The sequence below is a fragment of the Terriglobales bacterium genome, from assembly GCA_035561515.1.
Taxonomy (GTDB): Bacteria; Acidobacteriota; Terriglobia; order Terriglobales; family Acidobacteriaceae; genus DATMXP01.
Map to the genome: position 1 here is coordinate 1 of DATMXP010000008.1, position 22,360 is coordinate 22,360.

Annotated in this window: 24 protein-coding genes; 4 read left to right on the forward strand and 20 right to left on the reverse strand. The window is 58.0% G+C overall.

Going from position 1 to position 22,360, the window contains the following annotated elements; all coding sequences use genetic code 11:
• Positions 1 to 492 precede the first annotated feature (492 nt).
• Entirely contained in the window at positions 493 to 1,158 is a 666-nt protein-coding gene (locus VN577_03405; protein HWR13847.1) for a carbonic anhydrase, read from the reverse strand.
• Between the two features lie 149 nt (positions 1,159 to 1,307).
• Positions 1,308 to 3,119 (reverse strand): winged helix-turn-helix domain-containing protein, encoded by a 1,812-nt coding sequence (locus VN577_03410; protein ID HWR13848.1) that lies wholly within the window; start codon positions 3,117 to 3,119, stop codon positions 1,308 to 1,310.
• A gap of 236 nt (positions 3,120 to 3,355) precedes the next feature.
• On the opposite strand from VN577_03410, the gene VN577_03415 reads away from it, so the two are divergent.
• Entirely contained in the window at positions 3,356 to 3,769 is a 414-nt protein-coding gene (locus VN577_03415) for a hypothetical protein (GenBank protein HWR13849.1), read from the forward strand.
• Positions 3,770 to 3,825: 56 nt separating this feature from the next.
• On the opposite strand, the gene VN577_03420 is transcribed toward VN577_03415, so the two are convergent.
• The 15 genes from VN577_03420 to ndhC form a co-directional block, all read right to left on the reverse strand.
• Complete coding sequence (locus VN577_03420; protein ID HWR13850.1) at positions 3,826 to 5,289, reverse strand: NADH-quinone oxidoreductase subunit N; 1,464 nt, start codon at positions 5,287 to 5,289, stop codon at positions 3,826 to 3,828.
• The gene (locus VN577_03425) at positions 5,286 to 6,794 is read right to left on the reverse strand and encodes an NADH-quinone oxidoreductase subunit M (GenBank protein HWR13851.1); all 1,509 of its coding nucleotides are present in this window, start codon (positions 6,792 to 6,794) and stop codon (positions 5,286 to 5,288) included. The genes VN577_03420 and VN577_03425 overlap by 4 nt, the downstream gene beginning before the upstream one ends.
• The gene (nuoL, locus tag VN577_03430) at positions 6,791 to 8,845 is read right to left on the reverse strand and encodes an NADH-quinone oxidoreductase subunit L (protein HWR13852.1); all 2,055 of its coding nucleotides are present in this window, start codon (positions 8,843 to 8,845) and stop codon (positions 6,791 to 6,793) included. The genes VN577_03425 and nuoL overlap by 4 nt, the downstream gene beginning before the upstream one ends.
• Before the next feature lie 12 nt (positions 8,846 to 8,857).
• Positions 8,858 to 9,160, reverse strand: coding sequence for an NADH-quinone oxidoreductase subunit NuoK (gene nuoK, locus VN577_03435; protein ID HWR13853.1), 303 nt, complete (start codon positions 9,158 to 9,160; stop codon positions 8,858 to 8,860).
• Positions 9,160 to 9,657 carry an NADH-quinone oxidoreductase subunit J gene (locus VN577_03440; protein ID HWR13854.1) on the reverse strand — a complete coding sequence of 166 codons (498 nt, stop codon included), beginning with the start codon at positions 9,655 to 9,657 and terminating at the stop codon, positions 9,160 to 9,162. Before VN577_03440 ends, nuoK begins: the two co-directional genes overlap by 1 nt.
• 21 nt (positions 9,658 to 9,678) lie before the next feature.
• Complete coding sequence (gene nuoH, locus VN577_03445) at positions 9,679 to 10,731, reverse strand: NADH-quinone oxidoreductase subunit NuoH (GenBank protein ID HWR13855.1); 1,053 nt, start codon at positions 10,729 to 10,731, stop codon at positions 9,679 to 9,681.
• A gap of 57 nt (positions 10,732 to 10,788) precedes the next feature.
• Positions 10,789 to 11,217 (reverse strand): GxxExxY protein, encoded by a 429-nt coding sequence (locus VN577_03450; protein ID HWR13856.1) that lies wholly within the window; start codon positions 11,215 to 11,217, stop codon positions 10,789 to 10,791.
• A 2-nt stretch (positions 11,218 to 11,219) separates the two neighbouring features.
• Positions 11,220 to 13,556 (reverse strand): NADH-quinone oxidoreductase subunit NuoG, encoded by a 2,337-nt coding sequence (nuoG, locus tag VN577_03455; GenBank protein ID HWR13857.1) that lies wholly within the window; start codon positions 13,554 to 13,556, stop codon positions 11,220 to 11,222.
• 71 nt (positions 13,557 to 13,627) lie between these two features.
• On the reverse strand, positions 13,628 to 14,176 hold the full coding sequence (locus VN577_03460) for a DinB family protein (GenBank protein HWR13858.1): 549 nt from the start codon (positions 14,174 to 14,176) through the stop codon (positions 13,628 to 13,630).
• A 2-nt stretch (positions 14,177 to 14,178) separates the two neighbouring features.
• Positions 14,179 to 15,504 (reverse strand): NADH-quinone oxidoreductase subunit NuoF, encoded by a 1,326-nt coding sequence (gene nuoF / locus VN577_03465; protein HWR13859.1) that lies wholly within the window; start codon positions 15,502 to 15,504, stop codon positions 14,179 to 14,181.
• Positions 15,505 to 15,543: 39 nt separating this feature from the next.
• Positions 15,544 to 15,900, reverse strand: coding sequence for a four helix bundle protein (locus tag VN577_03470; GenBank protein ID HWR13860.1), 357 nt, complete (start codon positions 15,898 to 15,900; stop codon positions 15,544 to 15,546).
• Between the two features lie 33 nt (positions 15,901 to 15,933).
• Complete coding sequence (locus VN577_03475; protein ID HWR13861.1) at positions 15,934 to 16,410, reverse strand: NAD(P)H-dependent oxidoreductase subunit E; 477 nt, start codon at positions 16,408 to 16,410, stop codon at positions 15,934 to 15,936.
• Positions 16,411 to 16,413: 3 nt separating this feature from the next.
• Complete coding sequence (nuoD, locus tag VN577_03480; protein HWR13862.1) at positions 16,414 to 17,634, reverse strand: NADH dehydrogenase (quinone) subunit D; 1,221 nt, start codon at positions 17,632 to 17,634, stop codon at positions 16,414 to 16,416.
• Entirely contained in the window at positions 17,634 to 18,131 is a 498-nt protein-coding gene (locus VN577_03485) for an NADH-quinone oxidoreductase subunit C (protein ID HWR13863.1), read from the reverse strand. The genes nuoD and VN577_03485 overlap by 1 nt, the downstream gene beginning before the upstream one ends.
• A complete protein-coding gene (gene ndhC, locus VN577_03490) occupies positions 18,131 to 18,634 on the reverse strand; it encodes an NADH-quinone oxidoreductase subunit A (GenBank protein ID HWR13864.1) in 504 nt (167 codons plus the stop codon). Before ndhC ends, VN577_03485 begins: the two co-directional genes overlap by 1 nt.
• Before the next feature lie 146 nt (positions 18,635 to 18,780).
• On the opposite strand from ndhC, the gene VN577_03495 reads away from it, so the two are divergent.
• From VN577_03495 to VN577_03505, 3 genes are read left to right on the forward strand one after another with little or no spacing between them, the layout of a single operon-like run.
• The gene (locus VN577_03495; protein ID HWR13865.1) at positions 18,781 to 19,056 is read left to right on the forward strand and encodes a hypothetical protein; all 276 of its coding nucleotides are present in this window, start codon (positions 18,781 to 18,783) and stop codon (positions 19,054 to 19,056) included.
• Between the two features lie 23 nt (positions 19,057 to 19,079).
• Complete coding sequence (thiS, locus tag VN577_03500; protein ID HWR13866.1) at positions 19,080 to 19,286, forward strand: sulfur carrier protein ThiS; 207 nt, start codon at positions 19,080 to 19,082, stop codon at positions 19,284 to 19,286.
• A complete protein-coding gene (locus VN577_03505) occupies positions 19,283 to 19,702 on the forward strand; it encodes a DUF4440 domain-containing protein (protein ID HWR13867.1) in 420 nt (139 codons plus the stop codon). The genes thiS and VN577_03505 overlap by 4 nt, the downstream gene beginning before the upstream one ends.
• On the opposite strand, the gene VN577_03510 is transcribed toward VN577_03505, so the two are convergent.
• From VN577_03510 to VN577_03520, 3 genes are all read right to left on the reverse strand, one after another.
• Entirely contained in the window at positions 19,703 to 20,608 is a 906-nt protein-coding gene (locus VN577_03510; protein ID HWR13868.1) for a LysR family transcriptional regulator, read from the reverse strand.
• 87 nt (positions 20,609 to 20,695) lie between these two features.
• The gene (locus VN577_03515; GenBank protein ID HWR13869.1) at positions 20,696 to 22,003 is read right to left on the reverse strand and encodes an adenylate/guanylate cyclase domain-containing protein; all 1,308 of its coding nucleotides are present in this window, start codon (positions 22,001 to 22,003) and stop codon (positions 20,696 to 20,698) included.
• 2 nt (positions 22,004 to 22,005) lie between these two features.
• On the reverse strand, positions 22,006 to 22,360 hold a 355-nt coding region (locus VN577_03520), incomplete at its 5' end, for a hypothetical protein (protein ID HWR13870.1).

Below are 22,360 nucleotides of genomic sequence, written 5' to 3' on the forward strand. Positions count from 1 at the left end.
TTTTGCCGACGGCCGCCGACTAATGACTAACGACTGGCCTCTTCTAACTCCTTTGTTCTCATATATGCGCCGTCTAACTCCTTTGCTTTCATATACAGATTCTCCATATATGAAAACAAAGGAGTTAGAAGAGGCCAGTCGTTAGTCATTAGTCGGCGGCCGTCGGCAAAAGCTCTCCTCCCTCAAGAGTCGGCGTCGACTACAGGGATTCTTCCCCTTCCGCTTCAAAACCCAAGTACAGAGGTTCTTCGGCTACGCCTCAGCACTCAAAATGACAAAAACCAAAACCATCTACATTTTCAGGATAGCAATTGAGGTGGGGGTACCATGTCACGGTCTTGAAATTTATTTTGCGAGTGTTTTCAAGACTTTGCAGTGAACGAGGGCGTTAGACTCCCTTGACAACAAATTTCCGGAAATGGGAATTGGGGGCGTTTGCGGTACGACGGGCACCGACAGGAATGTCGGTGCCACATTTCTCGGAGCGCGCAATTATTGCAGCTTGGTGACTTCTCCGGTTTCGAGAGAGTAGTAGGCCGGAATAATGGTGAGTTTGCCTTCGTCGACGGCTTTCTTCAGCACTTCGCTCTCGGAGAGAACATGTTTCGCCACGGTTTGGACGTGGTCGCGAATTGCGAGGTCGAGGGTTTCGGGCCGATTGGGGTCCATCTTCGAGCAGGAGGAAGCGATCGGCTTGAGGACGGCGCCGAGATTGGCTGATTCGGATTTGGCTCCGGAACAGGCGGCAGTTACGGCGCCGCAGCTCTGGTGTCCGAGGACAACGATGACGGAGGAACCGAGATGCTCGACGGCGTACTCGAGGCTGCCGATGGAGATGGGATCCTCGTCTTCTCCGGCGGAGCGAACGACGAAGAGGTCTCCGAGTCCGGCGTCGAAGATGAACTCAGGGGGAACGCGGCTGTCGGAGCAACTGAGAATGGCAACCCGCGGATGCTGGGTTTTCACGAGCGCCTTGCGATCGGCGATGACGTTGCGTGGTTCAGCTTTTCCGGCAACGAATCTCTGGTTACCGGCGGCAAGACTTTTCCAGACGTGGTCGGCGGAAACAGGAGCCGGTACGGCATGCTGAGCGACGGCGGAAACAGCCGTCAGGAGCGGGAGCGCGATCAACAAACACGCATGCAGGTGGCGGGACATAATCCTCCAGGAAGAATGGCAATGTATAAGCGACTCCGATGATGCTAGGGGAACGACGAGTGACGAGGATGTGAGGAGTGTCACCGATGTGGGGTGGAGAGGATATGCGCGCTTAACGCGGACAGACTGGAATGCGGGGGACCCGATATCTAGTCGGGGAGGCCGATACGGCGAAGCATATCTGCGAATCGCGGGTCGGAGCGGAGGTTATCCAACGTGGGGTCCACTTTCAGAAAGAGGACATTCCGAGCGTGGTCGCGTGCCGCCGACTCCAGAAATTCGAAGGCCTTGTCGATCTCGCCGGCCTGGGCGTATTCCATAGCGATGCTGGCCTTCCGCGCACTCCCGAAGGTGTTCGTTGATTCGAGCATGCGTGCGATCGCCTTGAGGGTTTCGGAAGGGCCTTTCTTCGGATAATTGTCGTCGATTGCCTGAACGCCAAGAGTGTTTCCGGAAAGAACCCAGGACCTACGGATATCTGCGAACGCCTCGTCAAAGCGCCGGAGCTTCAGATAAACAAAACCGCGGTGCAGGTAGGCCGGATGGTAGCCAGTGTCGAGCGTCATCATTTGAGTGAACTGAGCGATGGCATCGTCGTAGCGGCGATTGAAATACAGCATGCGACCGTAGTTGATGTTAATAAGCAATGACAAGGGATCGAGGCGAAGGGCCTGCCGCATTTCCGCCAGTCCTTCGTCGAGGTGACCTCGGGCGGCGAGAAAGTAAGCGTACTGGCTGCGATTGATGGCCGAGCTGGGATCCAACTGAAGGGCGCGGCGATATTCTTTTTCGGCTGCGTCCCAGTTCCAGTCAGAGACGAGGTAAACGGTCGCGAGGGCACAGTGGGCTTCGGCGAGGGACTCGTCGAGGCTCAGGGCTTTGCGCGCAATCGCACGCGCGTCGATCGGTTGTGATGCCGCTGTTGGATTGAGCGTTACAGAAAACGCGAGGCCTGCGTACGCCGGGGCAAAGTTGGGATCCTTCTGAATTGCGACCTGGTACGCCGCAATGCCGCGCTGGAAATTGGATCGATTCGTGAAATACAGTGCCTGCAAATAGGCCTCGTGGGCCTCGGGGTTTACCTTAGGTAAGGCGGCCGTTCGCGCTTTCTGGTCGGCAGAGAGCTTGATTTGGATCTGGCCGGCAATGTCGTGAGCCACTTCGGCCTGCAAGGTCAGAATGTCTCGCATGTCGCGATCGTAGCTTTCGGTCCAGATTGGACGGTCAATACGGGCCTGAACAAGGCGCGTGCGTATTCGGACTTGATCGCCATCGCGCAAGACCGAGCCTTCCACAATTCCATCGACGTCAAGTTCCTTTGCGATTTGCGGCAGGGTTTTCTTCGTGTCCTTCAGACGCATTGCCGAGGTCATGGAAATGACTCGAAGCGGTTCGAGGCGCGACAGCTCAGAGATGAGGGCTTCGGTCATGCCGTCAGCGAAGTAGTCCTGCTGGGAGTCGTGCGAGAGATTCTGGAGTGGCAGGACCGCTATGGAACGGATGTGCGGCGGAAACGCCCGGTACCAGAGGTCTCGTCCTTTAAGGAGCGCAAGGGCGGAGAGGAGGAGAGCGAGCGCAGCGGCAACGATCCAGCGGGTGCGAAGCCGTGTTTTCTTTTCGACGGGAGAGGCGACTTCCTTAAGTTCTCCGATGAAGCGATAGCCGTGGCGCGGGAGTGTCTCGATAAAGCGGGGCGTGTCAGCTTCATCCCGGAGCGCCTGGCGAAGGCGCTTTACCGCAGTGTTGAGGCTGCGTTCGTAGTCGACGTAGATTTCGGTGGGCCATAGGCGGTGGCGGAGGTCTTCTCGGGTGACGACATCGCCGGGGTGTTCGAGAAGCGTGACGAGAACCTGGAATGGCTGGTCCTGGAGACGGGTCTTCTGGCCGTTGTTGCGCAGCTCGGCGGTCTTGAGATCAAGTTCGAATTCCGCAAACCGAACAGAAGGTCCGTTCAGGGGCATTGAGGCCACTCCGAAGGTTCTTAGTTTGCCCTCTGAGCGCAGATTCTAAGTCCATTCCTCGTGGATGTACTTGAGAATCAAGGACTTTGGAAGCCGTGATTCCCATTTTGGGTTTAAGGCCGTCACATACATTTCACACGCTTGACACATGTAAGTGTCTTGTCGGGACACATCGATCGCGAGAGGGTGAGCTCGTCAAGCGCAGAGATTCGATCCTGCGTGAAAGGAGCTGAGCCATGAAAAGAGTGATCGCAGTGATGGTGTTAATGGTGCTGCTGGCGGCAGCGGCTGTCGCACAACAGAACTATCGGTTCGTGCGCGCGGATATCCCGTTCAATTTCCAGGTAAATGGGCACACAATGCCGGCCGGGAAATATGACTTCTGTTGGAACCGGAGCTTTGTGGCCGCGGTGAAGCTGGTAAGTACGACAAATGCGGACCAACCGATCCGGTATGCGCAAGTTAGTGCGGTAGAAAACGAGGCTAAGGATGGGACGGCCAAGGTGATCTTCCGCCAGACTGGTGCGACGTATGTGCTGCGGGCGATCAAACAACCGGGAGAAGGAAGGGTCAATCTATCGATGCCGAAGGACCAGATGAAGTATCAACTGGCGCGGGACGTAGAGATCGAGGCGCAGGCTGGAAAGTAATAAGGGGCCTGATGTGGAATCCCACATCTGCCAAAGAGGCAGATGTGGGGCACCGCTCATTTTGCGACTACTTCTGCGAAGGTGACGAGGTCGCGGGCGGACTGGAGCGCGTAATTGAGGACGCGGTCCGGAAGCACGCCGAGATAGATGGTCGCGACGACGCAGGTAACGAGAGCGACAGCGAGTCCGGCGGGCATCTTGATGGCCGGAGTTTCTTCGCTCGGTTCCCGCATGTACATGACGACGATCACGCGCAGGTAGTAGTAGGCGGCGATGGCGCTGTTGATGACACCGATGATGACGAGCCCGGTGAGGTTCGACTGCATCGCTGCATGGAAGACGTAGAACTTGGCGAGAAAGCCTCCGGTGACCGGGATGCCAATCAGCGAAAGCAGGAAGATGGTGAGGATGGCGGCGAGGCCGGGGGCACGACGGCCGAGTCCGGCATAGTCGTCGATGGTGACGTATTTCTCTCCGACGCTAGCGAAGTGACTGATGACGGCGAAGGCGCCGACGTTCATCGCGGCATAGGCGGCGGTGTAGAAGATGGCGGCGGAGATGCCGACGTCTTTCGCAGCGGCGAAGGCGACGAGCAGGTATCCGGCGTGCGCGATGGAGGAGTAGGCCAACATGCGCTTGACGTTGTTCTGCACGAGCGCGCCGATGTTGCCGATGGACATGGAGAGCACAGCCGAAACCCAGACCAGCCAGAACCAGCCCGGAGCGGCAGTCGCGAACAGGACGCGAAGCAACACGGCGAAAGCAGCGGCCTTCGGCCCGGTGGACATGAGCGCGACGACCGGTGCGGGCGCGCCTTCGTAGACGTCAGGCGTCCAGACGTGGAAGGGCGCGGAAGCGATCTTGAAGGCGAGTCCGACGAACATCATGGCGACGCCGGCATAGGCGAGCGGGGAAGCGCCGCCCTGAAGCACCTTGGCGATGGCGTAGACGCTGGTGGACCCGGTGGCACCGAAGATGAGTGCGATTCCGTAGAGAAAGAAGGCGGTGGCGAACGATCCGAGCAGGAAGTACTTCACCGACGACTCGATGGAGATGGCGACACGGCGACGGAATCCGGCAAGGATGTAAGTGGCGATCGACGAGATCTCGAGCGCGATGAAAATGAGGACGAGTTCAACGGCGGCGGACATAAGCATCTGTCCGACGGCGGCGAGCAGGATGAGTCCGTAGTATTCGCCGTACTTGATGCCCTGGACCTTGAGGTACTCGAACGAGGCAAGTATGACGACCGCGGTAATAATGCCGATCACGACGTGGAAGAAGACGGAGAAGGTGTCCACGCGGATCATGCCGAAGAAGCCGTAGCCCATGTGGCCAGCCTGGTAGATGCTGGCGCCGATGGAAAGAAGCGCGCCGATAAGCGCGACGATGCCGAGCTGCTTACGGTCACTATTCTGATCGACGAAGGCTTCGGCGACCATGACAACGGTGCCGAAGACGACGAGGATCAGCTCGGGCAGGAGCCGGATGTAGTCGGCGGCAAAAAGTTGGGGAATCATCGTCCCATCACCTGTGCTGTGAACTGCGTTGCGTAGTTGAGGATGGCCTGCGAAGCGGGATCGATGGCGCGCGTCCAAATGACCGGAACGACGCCCATGATCAGGGCCGCGGCGGCAAACGGAAGCAGGATGGCGCGTTCGCGTCCGTTGAGGTCTACGAGCTGGCGGTTCACGTCGTGTTTAATCTCACCGAAAAAGACCCGTTGATAGAGCCAGAGCATGTAACAGGCGCTCCAGATCACGCCGGTGGCGGCAACGATGCCCCACACGGCTTTGGCCTGGTAAGCGCCCGCGAGTACGAGAAATTCACCGACGAAGCCATTGAGCAGCGGGAGGCCGATGGAAGCCAGCGTCACGATAAGGAAGAACGTGGCGTAGACCGGCATCGGGGTGGCGATGCCACCGTAGTCCTTGATCTCGTAGGTGTGGCGGCGTTCGAAGATCATGCCGCAGAGAGTGAACAGCGCTCCGGTGGAAACGCCATGCGCGAGCATTACGAAGGTGGCGCCGGTAAGGCCCATCTGCGTGAAGCTGAAGATGCCGAGTACGACGAAGCCAAGGTGGCTCACGGAGGAGTAGGCCACCAGCTTCTTCATGTTCGGCTGAACCATGGCGACGAGCGCGCCGTAGACGATGCCGATGATGGCGAGGATGATGATCCACCAGGCGTTACGGTGGGACTCGGCGGGGAAGAGGCCCAGGTTGAAGCGGAGCAGACCGTAGGTGCCCATCTTCAGCAGAACACCGGCGAGGATGACGGATCCGGCGGTGGGCGCTTCGACGTGCGCGTCAGGCAGCCACGTGTGGAACGGGAACAGCGGCACCTTCACGGCGAAGGCGACAAAGAAGCCGAGGAAGAGCCACTTGCCCGCGCCGGAGAGATCCGTGTTTAGCAGCGCCTGCTGGATGACCGGGAAGTCGAAGCTGCCGGTCTTCGCGTACAGCCAGAGGATCGCCGCGAGCATGAAGACGGAGGCGATCATGGTGTAGAGGAAGAACTTCACGGCGGCGTAGACTCGGCGCTCGTGTCCGAAGACGCCGATGAGCAGCGCCATCGGGATGAGGCTGGCTTCCCAGAAGAAGTAGAAGAGGAAGAGGTCGAGCGATACGAAGACGCCGATGATGGCCGAGGTGAGCATCAGCAGCAGGATGTGGAATTCCTTGACGCGCTCATGCACGGAGTGCCACGACATCAGCACGCAGAGCGGCAGGAGGAAGGTGGTCAGCACGACCAGCCACATCGAAACGCCGTCGACACCCATGTGGTAGTGGATGTTGGGGCTGGTGATCCACTGGGCGTTGACCTCGAACTGGAAGCCCTGCTGTCCGGGAATGAAGTGGACAGGCAGGTGCAGCGAGAGGATGAACGTCAACACGGCGACGAAGAAGGTGAAGAGACGGATATCGCGCTCACGCCGCGGGAAGAACATGAGGAGCAGGGCGCTGCCCATCGGCACGAAGGTGACCAGGCTCAGGATGAAGGGATCGAGTACGTGTGTGTTCATCGTGCACCTGCCGTCCAGATCATGAAGGCGATGACCACGGCTGCGCCGATGGCCACCCATCCGGCGTAACTTCGTATATTGCCGGATTGCATTCGCCGGAATCCGTTGGAGACGTCTTTGGCGGCACTGGCAGTCTCGTTGATAGTGCCGTCGATCAGGCCGGCATCAATCGTGCGCCAAAGAATGCGAGTGGAGCCTTCGACGATTGGCTTCACGATAGCGGCTCCGTAGAACTCGTCGACGTAGTACTTGTTGGAAAGCGTGTTGTAGAGGCCGCGCATTCTGTTGGCGTAGATCGCCGGGAGTTCGGGGCGCCGGTGATAGAAGAACCAGGCGACGAACAGTCCGAGGGCGAAGCTGCCGATGGCGGCGTACATCAGGTTGTGCTCAAGAGCTTTCTCGTGCTCGGCTTCCGCGGCGGCTGCGGCAGTGTGTTCGCCAGCAGCTTCGGATGCAGCGCCGTGGCCTTCTGCGCCAGCCATGCCTGAAACCGTCGCGGCGGGGAGGCCTTCGGAGTACTCCGAGAAGACAGGAGCGAGGAACTGGCCGATGCGGTTGTTGCCCGGGGTTCCAATGAATCCGCCGACGACGGAGAGGATGGCGAGGAACACGAGCGGAAGGACCATCACCATGGGGCTTTCGTGTGCGTGTCCGTGATGATGATGTTCCTCCTGGCCTTTCTTCTCGTCGTGATGGCCATGTCCGGCAGCGGCCGGGGTTCCGCGGAACTCACCGAAGAAGGTGAGGAACCATTGGCGGAACATATAGAAGGAAGTCATGAAGGCGGTCAGCAGCAGGACTCCCCAGAAGACCTTGGAGCCGTAAGGGCTGGTGAAGGTCTTGAAGAGGATCATGTCCTTGGAGAAGAAGCCGCTGAACAAAGGCGCACCGGCGATGGCGAAGGTGCCGGCCGTCATCGTCCAGAAGGTCCAGGGCATTTCCTTGCGGAGGCCGCCCATCTTGCGCATATCCTGTTCGCCGCTGAGTCCGTGAATGACGGAGCCGGCAGCGAGGAAGAGCAGGCCCTTGAAGAAGGCGTGCGTCATCAGGTGGAACATGGCGGCGGTGTAGGCGGCAACGCCCGCGGCGGCGAACATGAATCCGAGCTGCGAGACGGTGGAGTAGGCGAGCACGCGCTTGATGTCGTGCTGCACCATGCCGATGGTGGCCGCGAAGAATGCCGTCAGGACGCCGATGATGGCGACGACGAGCAAGGCGGTTGGCGCACGGTCAAAGATGGCGTGCGACCGGGCGACCATGTAGACGCCGGCGGTGACCATCGTGGCGGCGTGGATGAGGGCGGAGACCGGTGTGGGGCCTTCCATCGCATCGGGGAGCCAGACGTATAACGGGATCTGGGCTGACTTGCCGGCAGCGCCGCCGAGCATGCAGAGGCCGACGATGGTAAGTAGTCCGATACCTGCGGTTTCAACCGGAAGCTGCGCAGCCTTTTCGAAGACTTCGGAGAAGGTAAGCGTGCCGAAGTTCTTGACAAGAAGGAAGAGGGCGATCAGGAACGAGAAGTCGCCGATACGGTTGACGATGAAAGCTTTCTTGCCGGCGGCGGAAGCGGAGTCGCGCAGGAAGAAGAAGCCGATGAGCAGGTAGGATGCGAGTCCCACGCCTTCCCATCCGACGAACATGAGGAGGTAGTTGTCGGCGAGCACCAGCATGAGCATGAAGAACATGAACAGGTTCAGGTACGAGAAGAAGCGGTAGTACCCGCCTTCATGCTCCATGTATCCGGTGGCGTAGACGTGGATGGCGAAGCCGATGGTGGTGACGATCAGCATCAACAGCAAAGAGAGCTGATCGAGTTGGAAACCGTAACGGACGCTGAAGCTTCCGGCACGGATCCAGGCGCCATGGGATTCGAGAACGGGAAGCTGCGCCGAAAGCGCGACGTACCAGGCGTAAACCATGGAGACGCCGGGGAACAGAAGCGCGATCGACTTCACTACCGTCTTAGAAAAGTGCCGGCCAAAGATGCCGTTGATCGCAGATCCGATCAGCGGGAGCACTGGAACCAGCCATAAATTCCAATTCTGCATAGATAGAGTCCGCTACAGCTTCAACAAGTTCACGCGATCGGGATTCAGGGTTTCGCGTGTCCGGAAAACGGCAATGATGATGGCGAGTCCGACGGCCGCTTCCGCGGCGGCGACTACCATGACGAAAAAGACGAAGACCTGTCCGCTGAGCGCCTGCCAATACGAGGCGAAGGCTACGAAGCTCAGGTTGACGGCGTTCAACATCAGCTCGATCGACATAAAGATGGTGATGATGTTGCGCTTGATGAGAAAGCCGGTCACTCCACAGGCGAACAGGAGGGCACTAAGAACGAGATAGTAGGAGAGAGGAATCATTAGCTCTCCCTCCGGGCGAGTACGACGGCGCCCATGATGGCGATAAGGATCAAGACCGAAGTGATTTCGAAGGGCAGCAGGAAGTCTCCGAAGAGGAGGCGACCGATGCCTTTGGCGGAGCCGTAAAGAGAGCCAACGCCGACGGTTTCGCCGCTCGGGTTGCTCTTGAGGACGATCCAGGTGGTGAGCACCGAGAGGATGATCATGCCCGGAATGCCGAAGAGCAGTGCGATCCTGCTGCCACGGGAGTGTTCTTCCTCGCCAGCATTGAGAAGCATGATGACGAAGACGAACAGCACCATGATGGCGCCCGCATAAACGATGACCTGTACGGCGGCGAGGAACTCGGCGCCGAGCAGGAGATAAAGTCCGGCGAGAGCACCCATGACGACAACCAGCGACAGAGCGCTGTTGATGGGGTGCTTCTGCGCGAGCAGGTTAATGGCACCCGCCACACAGATTGCGCCGAAGATGATGAACAGAACTAAATGGAGCATGTTTGTTTGCCCAAAACCGTACTAGGCCATTAGCGCCACAACCAGGCCCGTGATCAAGATATTGGCCAGCGCGAGCGGCAGCAGGAATTTCCAACTGAACGCCATCAACTGGTCGTAGCGGAAACGCGGTAACGTTCCGCGCACCCAGATATACAAGAACAGGAAGAACAGTACGCGCAGCAGGAACCAGCCAACCGGGAGCAGGTCGCGGAGCCACTGTGGTCCAAAGACCGGACCGCTGTAGGCGCCGAGGAACAAGATCGAGGCGAGGCAGGCAACGGTGACCATGTTCGCGTACTCGGCCATGAAGAACATCGCGAACTTCATGGAGCTGTACTCGGTGTGGTATCCGGCAACGAGTTCGGATTCCGCTTCGGGAAGGTCAAAAGGAATGCGGTTGGTTTCCGCGAACGCCGCCATCAGGTAAATGAAGAAGGCGACGAACTGTCCCTTGAAGATGTTCCACTTGGGAATGAACCCGAGCCAGGTGCCCTGTTGCTGTTCGGCGATCTCGCGCAGGCTGAAGGTGCCGGTGATGATGAGCACGCCGACGAGCGAAAGCCCAAGCGCGACTTCATAGCTGACCATCTGCGAGCTGGCACGCAAGGCTCCAAGCATGGAGTACTTGGAGTTCGAAGACCACCCGGCAAGCGCGACGCCGTACACACCGATCGAAGTGATACCGAGAATGATCAGCAAGCTGATGCTGGTGTCGGTGATCTGGAGCGGGATGCGATGACCGGCAACGGTCACGGCTCCGCCGACTGGGATCAGCGAGATGGAGATAAGCGCCGTGGCAAGCGCCAGCATGGGCGCGAGTATGTACAGAAACTTGTGTACGTACGGCGGCGTCAGATCTTCCTTGAAGATGAACTTCAGGCCGTCGGCGAGCGGTTGCAGCAGGCCGAAGGGGCCGACGCGCGTGGGTCCCCAACGATTCTGGATGCGCCCGACGACTTTGCGCTCAAGCAACACGGTGTAAGCCACGATCGTCAAAAGGGCACCGAGGAAGATCGCGATCTTGATCACCGAGGCAATCAGGAATGTACCGGTACTAAGTTCTCCAGTTGGCAAGTTCGTATCTCGTTTCCTAAAACAACCACCACAGAGGCACAGAGACGCAGAGGGAAATCAGTTTAAAACCCTGCGACGGATGCCATCTTTAAGAACTGGAACATTAAAGTTAATCAGCAGGCCCACTTTCTTGTTCAGCAAGCGCATATAAGTCATCAGCTGTGCTTCATTCACAGGGAGTAAGGCTTCCACTGCCTTCAACTCAACAATCACGTCCCCGACCAATAGGTCGGCACGATATCCGCACTCGAGCTTAATGCCCTTGTACTCAACCGGTATATCCACTTGACGCTCAAATCCAATGCCTCGGGACTGAAGCTCGTGGCACAAGCAAGTTTCGTATGCCGATTCCATCAATCCAGGCCCGAGCTGGCGATGAACTTCGATTGCGGCTCCGATAATAGGACGCGTCGACTCGGCAAATACTCCCGGGCTATGGACGTTCCCATTCTCCCTCGCTCGCTCTGTGTCTCTGTGGTGAATCATGTCTAGTCGGCCTGGACTTCGCTGTCAGGCACGGATTCGTATCGTTCCATTACCGAGTTCAAGGTGTTCGAGTAGCGTCCGAGAGTGCCCGAGGTAAAGAGATTGTCGTTCGCAGGAACGATCAGTTCGGGATGGCTCGGAACGGCGCCGACGGTCTTCGGAACCTCGACATGCTCGTCATTGCCTGAAAGCAAGTTTAGACGGGACACATCGTAGCCTGGCACGAGGCGCTGGATCTCGTCGAACATCGCCGTCGGATCGAACGGACTGAGTTTCGGCTCGATGCCCTGACGTACAAGCCAGACGGCGTGGCGGTCGGCTTCGCCGGCCTGCGCACCGCGGGTCTGTCCCATATCGGCACGGAGAGCCTGTCCGAAGGGAACCAGCTTGTGCACGTCGTAGCCCATCGCACCGGCGATGCGGACGATGATCTCGAAGTCGTTCTTCACGGTGGTAACGTCGCCGGCTTTTTTCAGGAGCTGGAGGTCACCACAGGTGTTGGTGAAGGTGCCGGACTTCTCGTAGGCGTTCGCGGGCGGCAGGATGACATCGGCGGTGACGGCAGTTTCCGTGAGGAACATATCCTGCACCACGACAAACGAGTTGTGCAGCGCGAACGGGTCAAGATTGAAGCGCGACACAGGGTTCGAGCCGACGATGTACATGGCCTTCAACTGTCCGGCCTTGGCGGCTTCAAACATCTGCTGAGCGTTGAGGCCGGGCTGCTTGGGAACATCGGCCATCCACTCGCCTGCGGCGCCGTGTCCCACCGGAACGTAACCGGGCAGCATGTCTGGATAGAGACCCATGTCGGAAGCGCCGCGCGAATTCGCGTAGTCACCGAGACAGATGAACTTTGCATTGGGCAGCGCGTTGATGAGGTCGGCGATGGCCTCGGACCGGAGTTCGGAACCAAAAGCGACAACGAGCTTTTCTTCGGCTCGCAGCTTGGCGCGAAGATCGGTCAGCGTTTCGGCCGTGGTGCCGGAGACCCCGAGGTTCTGCGCGGCAGCATCGTTTCCGCCCAGGAAAGAGGCGAACAGGGACTCACCGTTATCCTGCGTAACCTGCGCAAATGCGGTGGCCTGACGACGAAGCTTGATCGGGCTGGCGTTGACGATGTACAGACGTGAGCGATGCAGGCGAACATTGTTGCGCATCTGCCAGGCAAGCAAGGGATGCTGCTGGGTCGGATCGTTGCCGATCAGGAGCATGGCAGGCGCGTCGAAGACATCCCGCATGCTGGCCGTTTTGCCGGTGGTGCCGGCAAGAGCTTTCACAAAGGCCGGGTAGTCGGCGGTACGGTGATGGTCGATATTGTTCGTGCCCAAGACCGTGCGCGCGAATTTCTGGAGCAGGTAGTTCTCTTCGTTGGTGGTGCGAGTGGAGCCGATGACGCCGATGGAGTTGCCGGCCTCCTTGAACTTGCGTCCGATCAATTCGAAGGCTTCTTCCCACGTTGCCGGCTCGTGCTTGCCGTTCTTGCGAATCAGGGGCTCGGTTATGCGGTCTTCGCTGTTGGCGAAATCGAAAGCGTAACGGCCCTTGATGCAGAGGAAGTCGCCGTTGATACCGCTCTTGTCGCGGTTGTCGCCACGGACAATTTCCATACCGGTATCGCTGCGGCGAACACCGAGCGTGGTGCGGCAGCCGTCGGCGCAGTGCGTGCAGGTGGTGCCGACATGCTTCATTTCCCACGGGCGAGTCTTGTAACGATAAGCGCCAGAGGTCAATGCACCGACAGGGCATATGTCGATGCACATGCCGCATTCTTCGCAGTTGAGGTGGTCGCCTTCATTCGGTGCGATTACAGAGGAAACGCCGCGCTGCTGCACGCCGAGCGCCCAGACGTCCATACCTTCGCCGCAGACACGCACGCAACGGTAGCAAAGGATGCAGCGGGGGCGGTCGAAGTAAACCACCGGCGACCATTGCTGCTCGTCCTTGTGGTTCTTGATCTCGATGAACTTGCTCTGCGCCGCGCCGTAGCTGAACGTCATGTCCTGAAGTTCGCATTGGCCGCCAGCGTCGCAAACAGGGCAGTCGAGCGGATGGTTGCCGAGCAGCAATTCGATCATCGACTTGCGAGCCTGACGAACTTCGTCGCTCTCAGTGGTGACGACCATGCCTTCGGTGACGACGGTTGTACAGGCGGTCTGGAGCTTGGGCATCTTTTCCACCCGCACGAGACACATGCGGCAGGCGCCCTGGAGCGAAAGCCCGGGATAGTAGCAGAAGGAGGGGACTTCAATGCCGACGCTCTTGCAGGCTTCAATGAGCAGCGTGCCTGCCGGTACAGTCAGCTTCTTACCATCTACGGTGATGTTTACGTCAGCCATGAGAGAAATTAGTAATTTCGTAATTTGGTAAATGGGTAATTTACTGACCCAATTTCCAATGCAAATCTCTGTTACTCACCCGCCGCTTCCCGGTAGGCTTCGCTGTGTTTTATCTCTTCGATCTGGGCCGAGTGACGCTCCACGTGCTTCGCCATGATGAGCGCGCACTGGTAAGCGTCGACGGGGCCGAGGGCCGGATGCTGCACCTGTTTGTTGCGAAGTGCTTCCGCGCTCTTCAGAAACTCGATGGAACGGGCGCGTGAAGTCTTGAAAGCTTCCACGCACTCGGCAAGCGTCTTCCAGCGGCCCTTAGGGTGCGACTTCTCCGGAGCCTGGAATTTGAATTCACGGTTCGCTCCGCCGAGGATGATCTTCTGATCGACGTCGTAGTCGGTCGGCGTCGTCTTCTCGGCTGCGAGCTCGATCGCGCGATACATGCCATGCTCCGCGACGGCGATATGCTCAGCCACTTCGAGGATGCTCCAGCATTCCGGCGTGGGTTTCACGTTTACGGCTGCCGCGGGCACCGACGAGATCGTATTCAAATAGACCTGGGTGCTCTGGTCGAGCAATGCCAGCAACTGGTCACGCTCGGTCGCGGATTGAGGTGCAGTCGTCATGATCAGTGTCCCGCCAGAACTGGAAGTTGCTGGGTGGATCCTGCCGGTTCGTAGGGGCACGGGCGACCTTCGAGGTGCGCTTCGAACTCCTCACGGAACTTCTTGGTCATGGAAATGATCGGCATGGCCGCGGCATCACCGAGAGGGCAGAAGGTGCGTCCAAGCATGTTCTCGGCCAGGTACTGAATGTTGTCGATGTCCTTGCGCAAGCCGGCTCCCGCGTGGAAGCGCGTAAGCGACTTCTTGAGCCAGTCGGTTCCTTCGCGGCAGGGAATACACCAGCCGCAGCTTTCGTGCTGATAGAACTTGATGGTCCGCAGAGCGTAACGCACGATGCAAGTGTGATCGTCGAGGACGATGACGCCACCGGAGCCGAGGAATGTGCCCGCTTTTTGCAGGGTGTCGAAGTCCATCGCAAGATCGATTTCGTCGGCCTTGAGAATGGGAACGGATGAGCCACCGGGCGTGACGGCCTTCAGCTTGCGGCCCTTCCAAACCCCGCCACCGACTTCGTAGATCATCTTCGGTAGCGGATAGCCCATCGGCAGTTCGTACACGCCGGGCTTTTCAAGGTTGCCGCTCAGACAGAAGAGACGAGTTCCGCCGTTCTTCGGAGTGCCGAGATCGGCGTACCACTGCGCTCCGTTCTGGATGATGTGCGGAACGGCGGCAAGGGTCTCGACGTTGTTGATGATCGTAGGTCCGCCGAAGAGTCCGACGACAGCCGGGAAGGGCGGACGGATGCGAGGCACACCGCGCTTGCCTTCGAGGGATTCCATGAGCGCGGATTCTTCGCCGACTTCATAAGCGCCAGCGCCACCGTGCCAGAAGATGTCGAGGTCGATGCCGCTGCCCAGGACATTCTTGCCCAAGAAGCCTTTTGCATAAGCGTCCCGCAGCGCCTTCTGCATGATGTTGGACAGGTAGCGGTACTCGCCACGGATGTAGATGTAGCCTGTCCGCGCGCCGATGGAGAGCATGGCGATGGCCACACCTTCGATGACGGTGTGCGGATCGTGCTCGAGGATGAGGCGGTCCTTACAGGTGCCGGGTTCGCTCTCGTCACCGTTGCAGAGGACGTACTTCGGCTTTGCGGCCTGCTTGGGCACGAAGGACCACTTCATGCCGGTCGGGAAGCCGGCGCCGCCGCGGCCACGCAGGCTGGAGGCTTTGACCTCGTTGATGATGTCGTCCTGCGACATCGCGAGGGCCTTTTGCAGTGCCTTGTAGCCGTCAAGTTCCAGGTAGCGGTCGATGTTCGCAGCGCCTTTACCGAAGCGCTTGGATATGACCTTTACCTCGTCGGGATGGGAGACTAAATCAGCCATGTTTATTTAGTAATTTCGTAATTGGTAATTTGGTAATTACTAATGTCGAGCGGTGTAAGTCGCCGCAGAAAAGATGGCAGTAAGTTCTTTCGCTTCCTGCAATATCAGCTTGATCTTTTCTTCAGCAACAATCTCGCAATCGACCAGCATCTCCAACCAAAAGACCGTTTCATCTGCTTCTTCGGCTACAACACCTAACTTTGCTGCAAACTCCGCTTTAGATCTGCCCCGGCAAGCTGCGCGATAATTCGCCGCAACCGATGTGCCCGATCTCAAAAGCTGCTTTCCAAGTACCTGTGCATCAGTCCTTCTCGGTAGAGCTCGAAACAGTCGAACAATCCGAATCGCAAACTTTTTTGTTCGGGCCCGGAGTTCGTCTGCGGAAATCAAACTCAATTACCCAATTACTCAATTAACAAATTACCCAATTCACTTCTTCGCGGCGTACTCCTCGATGATCTGGTCGAACTTTTCGTCGGTCAGATTTTCGTGGAAGTCGTAATTGACCTGCATTGCCGGGCCCCAACTGCAAGCGCCAATACATTCGACCTCTTCCAAGGTGAATGTGCCGTCATCGGTGGTCATCTTGTGGCCAATGCCAAGCTTCTGCCTGGCGTGATTGAAGATCTCTTCACCGCCGCGAAGCATGCAGCAAATGTTGGTGCAGACCTGAACGTTGTACTTGCCGCGCGGCTTGGTGGTGAGCATGGAGTAGTAGCTAATCACGTTGCGGACCTCGAGTTCGGTGAGGTCACAGCGCTTCGCCATTTCGGCGATGACTTCGTCCGACAGGTAGCCGACTTCGTCCTGAGCGTAGAGCAGGGAAGGCACCAGCACGGACCGCTTCACCGGATAATGCGTCAACATCTCCGCAAAACGTTTTTCGAACTCTTCAGAAAATTGCATTTCTTACCTGTCTACGTCACCAAGAATGATGTCGATGGATCCGATAGCAGCCACCACGTCGGCGATCAAGCGGCCTTCGCACATGGCGGGCAGAGCTTGCAGGTTGGCAAAGCTGGGCGAACGCATGTGCACGCGATACGGCTTGGCCGTTCCGTCGCTGACAACGTAGTAGCCCATTTCGCCACGCGGCGATTCAATGGCCTGATAAACCTCTCCGGCTGGAACGGTGAAGCCCTCGGTGATGATCTTGAAGTGATAAATCAAGGACTCCATCTGGGTCTTCATGTTCTCGCGATCGGGAAGGACGACCTTTGGCGCGTCAGCTTTGATCGGTCCCGCTTCCGGCATGCCGGCAAGGCACTGCTGGACGATGCCAACGGACTCGCGCAATTCCTGTATGCGAACGAGGTAACGGGCGTACACGTCGCCGACGGTCGAAGTCGGAACCTTGAACTGGAAGTTCTCGTAACCGGAGTAGGGAGCATCGCGGCGGAGGTCGATATCGACACCGCTGGCGCGAAGCGTCGGGCCAGTGGTGCCGAGCGCGATGGCGTCTTCGGCACTGATGTGGGCCACGCCCTTCAGGCGGTTGATCCAGATCGGGTTGTTGGTGAGCAGGTCCTCGTACTGGTCGATGTTCGACGGGAAACGATCAGCGAAGTCCTTTACGCGCTGGAGGAAACCGAGCGGCAGGTCGACCGAAAGTCCGCCAATGCGGAAGTACGAGGTCATCATGCGCTGTCCGGAAACCATTTCGAACAGGCGCAGGACGTCTTCACGCTCACGGAAGCAATAGAGGAAAACCGTAAGCGCGCCAATGTCCATGGCGTGTGTGCCGAGCCAGACAAGGTGCGAATTGATGCGCGTGATTTCGTTCATCATCACGCGAATCCACTGGGCGCGCTTCGGAATCTCCAGTCCCAACAACTTCTCTACTGCCAGGCAGTAGGCAAGGTTGTTGGTCATGGGGCAGAGATAGTCGATGCGGTCTGTAAGCGGGACTACCTGCTGATAGAACTTGGCTTCGGTGGTCTTCTCGATGCCGGTGTGCAGGTATCCAATGTCCGGCATGATGCGGACGATGGTTTCGCCGTCGATTTCAACCACGAGACGGAGCACGCCGTGTGTCGACGGGTGCTGCGGCCCCATGTTGAGAATCATGGTGCGGTCTGCGCCGGGTTCACGCTCGATGGTTACCGGTGGCGGTGTCTGCGTCAGTGCCATTAGCGGTAGCCCTCCACGGGGTAGTCCTTGCGAAGCGGATGACCGTTCCAGTCATCGGGCATCATGATGCGCTTTAGATACGGATGGCCTTCGAAGGTGATGCCGAAGAGATCGAAAACTTCGCGCTCAAAGAAATTGCACGACGGCCAGACTGACATCATCGATCCAACACGAGTGTCGCCGGAGTTCAGCTTCACCTTCAGTCGAACGCGCGATTTCCGCGGGATGGAGAGAAGGTGATAGACGACTTCGAAGCGCGGCTCGGACGGATACCAGTCTACGCAGGTCACGTCGGAGAGGAAGTTGAAGCGCAATTCGGAGTGGTCGCGCAGGAACCGGGCGGCGTTTACAACGTGATCACGCTTGATCCAGATGGTGAGCTCGTTACGGTCGAACTTGGCGCCTTCGACGGCGTCGGCGTTCCAGCCGAGAAGGGCTGCCACTTCCGGACGATCCTTGAGCTGTTCGATATCAGTGATGGCGGGCGCGAGAGGCATTACCGGACGCTCTCCATTTCGTCGAGGGCTCCGACCTTGCTGCCGATCGGGAGCGGTGCAGGACTGCCGACATAGTCGGCCGCACGATAATCGGGTGTACCGGAGACGCCGATGCGACCGACGATCTTCTCCGTCTTGGACCAGTCGATGACGCCCTTCTTCCAGATGTAGATAAGGCCAGAGAGGATGATGGCGACGTATACCAGCATCTCGAAGAAGCCGAACATCTTCAGTTCTTTCAGGATGACGGCCCAGGGGTAGAGGAACACGGCTTCCACGTCGAACAGGATGAACAACATCGCGACGAGGTAGAACCTGACGGAGAAGCGCTCGCTGGCGTCGCCAACCGGGTCCATACCGCACTCGTAAGGCGACATCTTGGCCTTGGAATAGCGGTGCTTACCGAGGACAAACGACAGCGCAACCATGCCGAGTGCCATGCCAATGGCCACCAGCATCTGGAAGAGCAACGGTAGATATCGGGCGAAATAGTTGTCCGGCATAAAAGGGCTGTATATACTTGGCGCCCAACAGTTACTCGAAACATTCGATACTATTTTTTGCACCGCTTATTGTCAATCTTCGGAGCTGTGCAAATTACTGAGGCAGCAAAGGTTTTGCGCTTTTTGTCTCAGGCGAACAGGGCCAGATGATTTTTGGTTTTAATACAGACGTAAAACATGGCGATACGGTGTATCACGTGCAAAGCGAAGCACACGCGAGTACACACGTTTTCATGACCACGGTGTTTGTGCAGGGACGCTGTCTGGGCAAGAAGTCCACGTCCTATGCCGACCATATCTCCCAGCCGGATTTCACCGAGCACAAGATGCACGAACTGCTGAAAGACCAGCACAAGGGCGTAATTGAAGCCATCAAGGAAGGGCGAGTCAATTCGGTGATCGCGGCTCCGGCTTCGAACTGAGACCTGTTATCTTCATTTCCATCATGCGGCTCACGATTAATGGTGAAGAAAAGGACTTGCCCGGGATCACTACGCTTCAGTCGCTGGTCGATCATCTGGAGCTAAAGGCGGACCGCCTGGCCGTCGAGTTGAACCTGGACATCGTGCCACGTTCCAACTGGGCGACGACGAATCTGAAAGACAACGACAAGCTGGAGATCGTGCACTTTGTTGGGGGAGGCAAGCGATGAAGCTACGTCTGTTTGCACTGGGGCTGATGATGATGATGACTTCGGCTGCCCTGGCACAGTCGAGTGAAGAATCGCTGAAGGCGCTCATTCAGAGTTATGCCGATACCTACGCCCGAAAGGATGCCAAGGGGCTCTCCGAGCTATACGCCGATGACGGGCTGCTGCTTCCGCCCAATCGTCCAATGATCAAAGGACGAGATGCGATTGCCGATTTCTGGAAGAACTCCGGCGGAAAGCTGACGCTTACCCCGGTGTTGATTCGGGTAGAAGGGAACGTTGGCTACGTGATCGGGACGTTTGCGTTCAATGACGAACCGCCTTCAGGGAAGTTCACCGTGACTGCTGCCCGTAATGAAAGAGGGAAATGGCTTATTACGGCGGATATGTGGAACGACGACCAGAAGGCGAAGCAGTAACTACATTCCCGAGACTGCTTTTTCCTTCGTCTTCAGCTTCACCGCGATATCGATAAACTCAAGTGCCGCGCGGCTGAGAGCCTTGTCCTTCCGGAAGACCAGCGCGAGGTCGCGTTTGATTTGAGCATCTGCCAAGGGCAGGGCATTGAGCGACTTGAGCTTTACTTCTTCCTGAACGTTCGAGCGCGCGATAAAGCCGACACCAACATCGGCGGCGGAAAACCGCTTCAGCAATTCACTGGAATCCAGTTCCATCGAGATGTTCGGCTCCAGGTTGCGCTGGGAGAACAGGTCTTCGATGGCCTCGCGTGTCTTGCCGAACTTCGGAACGAGCAGCGGATATTTCGAGACCTGCTCGACCGTGACGGACTTGGATTTAGCCAACTCATGCCCGTGAGCGCAGATGATCACCAGTTCGTCGCGATGAATGGGCACAACGGTCAGGCGCTTATCGTTGACCGGCAGAGATACCACTCCGAAGTCAACGGAGTGGTCGATGACGCACTCGAGTACACCGGCCGATTCAAGACGTCGAACGTTGACACCCACCGAGGGGTAGAGCTTCTTGAACTGCGCAAAGACCTCGGGCAGCACGTGCATGCAGGTGCCTTCGTTGGCGCCGACGATGATCTCGCCGCCGGGTACCCGCTCCATCTCGGCAATGGCGGTCATCACGTTGCGGCGGGACTGGACGGTATCTTCACAGAACTTCTGGAAGATTTTTCCGGCCGCCGTGAGTGCGACTTTGCCGCCGCTGCGATCGAGCAACTTGGCTCCGACTTCTTCTTCCATGGCTCGGATCTGAGCAGAGATCGCCGGTTGCGTGCGGAAACGTTTTTCCGCCGCCCTCGAGAAACTGCTCAACCGCGCTACTTCCAGGAAGGTTTCGAGTTGATCGAAGTCCATTGTCGTGGGTAGCTTAAACGAATGGGAACAAGCCTAGAAGCAAAGATTCGCTTATCGTGCACGGCGGTGGAACTAATGTAACCGGCGCTAGTCACTGACTCGGGCGGTCTTACCCGAGTCTCCGCGACACACCCGAAGCAGTTGTCCGGAGATAGCGAGGATGGCCCGCTCCGGGATGGGGGTCTTCTCGGTAGCCATGACGAAGGTGCCGTTTGTGCTGCCGCTGTCCTCCAGGAAGAAGTCCTCTCCGCGGTGGTAAACGCGCACATGGGCACGGCTCATCGCGGGATCGGTGGGAAAGGTGTACGTCCCTTTACTTCGCCCAAAGGTGGTTTGATATTCGCGCAGGGGATACCGCTTGCGATCAGACCTCAAGGACGCAAATTCGGCGACTGCTCCATGCAGCAGAAGGTCGCCAATGGCAGTGCCAATCGTGGATGCCGCCTCGAGTGCAGCGGCGTCCACGCGGAATTCAAGCAATTGGCTGCCGAACCGTACCACGTCGCCATGCTGGAGCCGATACGGTCCGATGAGGCTGAAGTATGCAGCGGCCTTGGCGACAGGCTCCATGAACATCTGCCCGGCCTCGACGGTGAGGCGAACATGCGGCGACAGCATCTGCTCGTCGTGTGGGAAAGTGAAGTCGCCCTGCGTCCGTCCGATGAGAACCTGGGCAGAACACAATTCGAATTCGCGCGGTGTCTTTCCATCATTGCGGACCTGGACGAGTTTGTAGCCGCCGAGAGAATCCAGATCGAGCACCGGCATGAACATGCTGTGCGAGGCGGATGGGGGCTGATCGAACGTGCCGCGCCACCCTACTTCATAAAGATCCTGATGTTCGGCTTTGCCCTTGAGTGCGAACTTGCCCGCATGGCGAAGGCGGAAGCGTCCAGAATCGGCGACAGCCCTGTATAGCGATTCGGAAATCAGAATCTGCTCCGGCGCGGCCGCGCTCTCGACGCGCGAGGCAACGTTCACGACGTCGCCGAAGACATCGTTGGACTTCACGAAGCCGAGACCGTAGTTGATCCCGATGCGAACAGAAACGCGCTGATCTTCGGGTTTGGCGGCGTTATCGGCGGTGATAGCTTCCTGCATTTCGATGGAGGCAGCTACGGCTTCGGCGTGGTCTTCAAACGAAGCCATCACGGCATCGCCGATGGTCTTGATGACGTGCCCGCCGTGGCGTTCCACGGCTTCCGACAACATGGTGTTGCAGCGATGCACCATGAGCAGGCCAGCAGCGTCGCCAAACTTTTCGAAGTAAGCGGTGGACCCTTTCAGGTCGGTGAACAGAATGGTGATGTTACGGCGTAGCTTCTCGAGTTCCGCCGCACGATCGGCCTGTTCGGCCTCCTGGTTCAGGATTCTGGTAACGCCTTCGTTGGCCATCCTTAGCGCCCCAGGAATTTTTCGAGTGCTTCGATGTCTTTCTCCGCCAACCCCGTGTAGCGTTTCGCACGCTCGGCGTCATTCCTGGAGATGGCGTCCTGCGCTTTCGCTAGATTGTTCTTCATGCTGCTCTGTTTTGCGGCCATGTCTCCGCGAAGTCCAAGACCCATAGAACCCTGCTGGTTCTTCAGGTTGTCGAGCGAACTGTTAACGGCGCCGGCGCGGCTTGTGAGTTGGTCGAGCTCTTTTTCGATTTGATCAAGTTCAGCCTCCAGTGCTTTGGCAGCGGCGGCCTGGGCGGCGGCTGCCTCGTTCGAAGGAGAAGCGGCGGCAGCGGTATGCGGCGTGTTGTCGGTC

Coding starts and splice junctions, on each gene's coding strand:
- VN577_03405 (HWR13847.1), bottom strand. CDS start 1,158: ATGTCCCGCCACCTGCATGCGTGTTTGTTGATCGCGCTCCCGCTCCTG.
- VN577_03410 (HWR13848.1), bottom strand. CDS start 3,119: ATGCCCCTGAACGGACCTTCTGTTCGGTTTGCGGAATTCGAACTTGAT.
- VN577_03415 (HWR13849.1), top strand. CDS start 3,356: ATGAAAAGAGTGATCGCAGTGATGGTGTTAATGGTGCTGCTGGCGGCA.
- VN577_03420 (HWR13850.1), bottom strand. CDS start 5,289: ATGATTCCCCAACTTTTTGCCGCCGACTACATCCGGCTCCTGCCCGAG.
- VN577_03425 (HWR13851.1), bottom strand. CDS start 6,794: ATGAACACACACGTACTCGATCCCTTCATCCTGAGCCTGGTCACCTTC.
- nuoL (HWR13852.1), bottom strand. CDS start 8,845: ATGCAGAATTGGAATTTATGGCTGGTTCCAGTGCTCCCGCTGATCGGA.
- nuoK (HWR13853.1), bottom strand. CDS start 9,160: ATGATTCCTCTCTCCTACTATCTCGTTCTTAGTGCCCTCCTGTTCGCC.
- VN577_03440 (HWR13854.1), bottom strand. CDS start 9,657: ATGCTCCATTTAGTTCTGTTCATCATCTTCGGCGCAATCTGTGTGGCG.
- VN577_03450 (HWR13856.1), bottom strand. CDS start 11,217: ATGATTCACCACAGAGACACAGAGCGAGCGAGGGAGAATGGGAACGTC.
- nuoG (HWR13857.1), bottom strand. CDS start 13,556: ATGGCTGACGTAAACATCACCGTAGATGGTAAGAAGCTGACTGTACCG.
- VN577_03460 (HWR13858.1), bottom strand. CDS start 14,176: ATGACGACTGCACCTCAATCCGCGACCGAGCGTGACCAGTTGCTGGCA.
- nuoF (HWR13859.1), bottom strand. CDS start 15,504: ATGGCTGATTTAGTCTCCCATCCCGACGAGGTAAAGGTCATATCCAAG.
- VN577_03475 (HWR13861.1), bottom strand. CDS start 16,410: ATGCAATTTTCTGAAGAGTTCGAAAAACGTTTTGCGGAGATGTTGACG.
- nuoD (HWR13862.1), bottom strand. CDS start 17,634: ATGGCACTGACGCAGACACCGCCACCGGTAACCATCGAGCGTGAACCC.
- VN577_03485 (HWR13863.1), bottom strand. CDS start 18,131: ATGCCTCTCGCGCCCGCCATCACTGATATCGAACAGCTCAAGGATCGT.
- ndhC (HWR13864.1), bottom strand. CDS start 18,634: ATGCCGGACAACTATTTCGCCCGATATCTACCGTTGCTCTTCCAGATG.
- VN577_03495 (HWR13865.1), top strand. CDS start 18,781: ATGATTTTTGGTTTTAATACAGACGTAAAACATGGCGATACGGTGTAT.
- thiS (HWR13866.1), top strand. CDS start 19,080: ATGCGGCTCACGATTAATGGTGAAGAAAAGGACTTGCCCGGGATCACT.
- VN577_03505 (HWR13867.1), top strand. CDS start 19,283: ATGAAGCTACGTCTGTTTGCACTGGGGCTGATGATGATGATGACTTCG.
- VN577_03510 (HWR13868.1), bottom strand. CDS start 20,608: ATGGACTTCGATCAACTCGAAACCTTCCTGGAAGTAGCGCGGTTGAGC.
- VN577_03515 (HWR13869.1), bottom strand. CDS start 22,003: ATGGCCAACGAAGGCGTTACCAGAATCCTGAACCAGGAGGCCGAACAG.